Source organism: Moorena sp. SIO4E2, from assembly GCF_010671945.1.
GTDB lineage: Bacteria > Cyanobacteriota > Cyanobacteriia > Cyanobacteriales > Coleofasciculaceae > Moorena > Moorena producens.
Genome location: NZ_JAAHIE010000826.1, coordinates 1 through 2,603, shown reverse-complemented (window position 1 = coordinate 2,603; position 2,603 = coordinate 1). Strand labels below are relative to the sequence as shown.

The window sequence follows — 2,603 nt, the reverse complement described above, 5'->3', positions numbered from 1 at the left end:
CGCCTTTGAATCAATTACCTTTAGCAGTTGTTATTCCCTGACGATAGTAGGTCTGTTTAACAGTAATAATAACTAAATTATGCCTGAATTTCTGCATTTATGACCGTGGCTAAAGGGTTGGTCTCATCCTATAATCGTTTAAAAAAAGAAACAAAAAACCATCTACTCGAAAAGCTGGATAATTCAAACCAAAAATGACATAAAAAAATGCGGATTTACCTTTATATAATCGCTGGCATAACCTCAGCCTTAATTGGCTGGAATCTCGGTCAATTCGCCATTACTAACCTAGGCTTGTCAAGGCTAATTCCAGAAGAAACTGTTCTATTTCCCTGCATTGCTATCTCCTTAGCGGTGGGGATGGTGATTAATGAAATCTTTATTAGTAACCCCACCAGATTTAAACTAAACCTCCGCATTGCCAAAATTCCGATCCTGATTGCTGCTGCCTTAGGAATTATCATCGGTTTAATTTCTGGACTGATTTACCAAATCCTATTATTATCTCCTATTCCAGGAATTATTATTAGACTCCTAAGTTGGCTCTTAATTGGTAGCTCAGTAGGCTTGGCAGAGGGACTGACTTGGTGGTGGCGCAGTGTGGAAGCAGGGGATTCCAAACGCTTCCAACAACGGTTAAAAACTAGCATGATTGCTGCTAGTGGTGCAGCTTTAGTTGCTGCTCTACTGTTTGAATCCATCCGCCCACTGTTGAGTGAGATCGAAAACAGAGGTTTTGAAGACCCTCTAGGATTCTCCATTCTAGGCTTGGTGCTCGGTTTAGTGTTTAGCATTACCAATTCACCAAGTTATATGGCAGCACTGAGAGCAGGTGGTGGTTTTGAATACAGGGGAGATAACTATGAAGATATTGAGCCAGGGGTGATAAACGTAAATAATCCTTTTCCCAAAATCGACAACCCTTTACTGAAATTTGTCAGTAAAAGTAAAGCCTATGAAATCGAAGAGGGCTTGTCAATTCAATTACCTGCTACTGGCACGATTAGAATCGGCTCTGCTGTCAAACAGACAAACCATAAAGGAGGCTCTGATATTTATCTGCCTGGATTGCCACTCCATGTAGCAGACATAGTCGTGATGCAGCGCCAAGCCATCTTATCTCCCAATCCCCAACATTTCCATACTATCGAAATTAACGGTAAACCCTTGAAAAACCGCGACGATATTATTTTGAAACATAACCATGTCTTGACGTTTAATAGCCTTTATCCAGGAGGTAAAAATGAAGAAAAAATCTATCGCTTTGTCTACTACAATCGTTTCTTTGACCCGCAAGCTTAGTTTACTAATATTGTGTGCCGGTTGCCTTACTTATCCTAGTGGAGTACAGGCACAAGAAGCGAAAATCCTTAATGCCACCGTTGACGATGAACAGGTCAAAATTCGCATCCAAGTCAAAAATGAATATGACCAACCTGTCACCAATCTCACCGATGAAAATTTCCAGGTCTATGTCAATAATGATCAAGTTACCTTTAAGCCCAAGCATTGGAAAAACCCCACAGAAGCTGAGCAGCCTTCAGCCTGGATTGTCTTCCTACTAGACATGAGTGGCAGTATGGCAAATCCGGATAAACCAGGCTCTAGCCAAAGCAAACTGGAGGGAGCCACTGCAGCGATTCGGGAATTTATCAACAAGACAGCAGATCGCAGTAGTGATACTCAAGTGACAATTGTTCCTTTTGGTGAACCCCATCCCAAAAATTGCCCCAAGGGCGGCTATCCTGTTAATGAAGTAACACTCAATAAATTTTTTCCTGTAGGAGACCCGGATCTCCAAAACTATCTTGATGAGCTTGCTAGTAAAAGACTCTGTGCTGCCACTAATGTCTACAAACCCCTTTCTAGAGCAGTAGATTTCTTAAGTGAGAAAAGAGGTGACCCTCGCTTCTATCCGAAAAAAGAGTTTTTCTGGCAATCTCAGCCTCAAAAGCCCCGACTTTCGATTATTCTTCTATCTGATGGCTTCCATAACCAACCCAATGAAGAACAGGACTTTGAAACACTCAAGAGACTGATCAAAAAGAATGACAATATTATTGTGCATACTTTGGGCTATGGCTTAAAACCTGGAGAATTGGGAGACAAATATGGGCTTGGTCGAGAAGCTACCCGCGATGATGCTAGGACAGGTAGAGTACGAGCAGAAGAGTTCGTAGACCGCGATCGCTTAGACGAAATTTCCAGGACTACTGGAGGAATTTGTCAAATTTCGGGGGATGCTCAGGCCCTTGGCAAGTCTTTGAAAGTATTCCTTGATGCTCTGCTCGGTGAGTATGAAATCACCTACAATGACCCCAACCCGATACGGGCGGAAAGGCATCAAGTTCAGGTTAAAGTTGATTCCCGACATGTTTCCACAGAACCCTCTGAACCTAAACCTTACAGAATTACCTCCTTTGGATGGTCACTTCCTTTACCGATCAGACTGACCATGTTTGTGGGTACTTTCGTCGTCATGGGAGTTGGAGGTGCAGTGCCATTTTACTTCTGGGGACAATACCTAAAGCGAGAGGAACTTGAAGATTAATATATCAAAGAGAACAGGGAGTCGGGAGTCGGGAGTCGGGAGCGGTGCGACC

The 2,603-nt window shown here is 42.8% G+C and carries 2 protein-coding genes; both read left to right on the top strand.

From position 1 onward, the window contains the following. Positions 1-207: 207 nt before the first annotated feature. Positions 208-1,302, top strand: a complete 1,095-nt coding sequence (locus tag F6K37_RS37755) for a hypothetical protein (RefSeq protein WP_071103173.1) — start codon at positions 208-210, stop codon at positions 1,300-1,302. Next, on the top strand, positions 1,244-2,551 hold the full coding sequence (locus F6K37_RS37750) for a vWA domain-containing protein (RefSeq protein WP_083373599.1): 1,308 nt from the start codon (positions 1,244-1,246) through the stop codon (positions 2,549-2,551). The genes F6K37_RS37755 and F6K37_RS37750 overlap by 59 nt, the downstream gene beginning before the upstream one ends. The last annotated feature ends 52 nt before the right edge of the window (positions 2,552-2,603 follow it).

Excerpts from the sequence above, each read along its gene's own strand:
- F6K37_RS37750 (WP_083373599.1), top strand. The coding sequence starts at position 1,244 with ATGAAGAAAAAATCTATCGCTTTGTCTACTACAATCGTTTCTTTGACC.
- F6K37_RS37755 (WP_071103173.1), top strand. The coding sequence starts at position 208 with ATGCGGATTTACCTTTATATAATCGCTGGCATAACCTCAGCCTTAATT.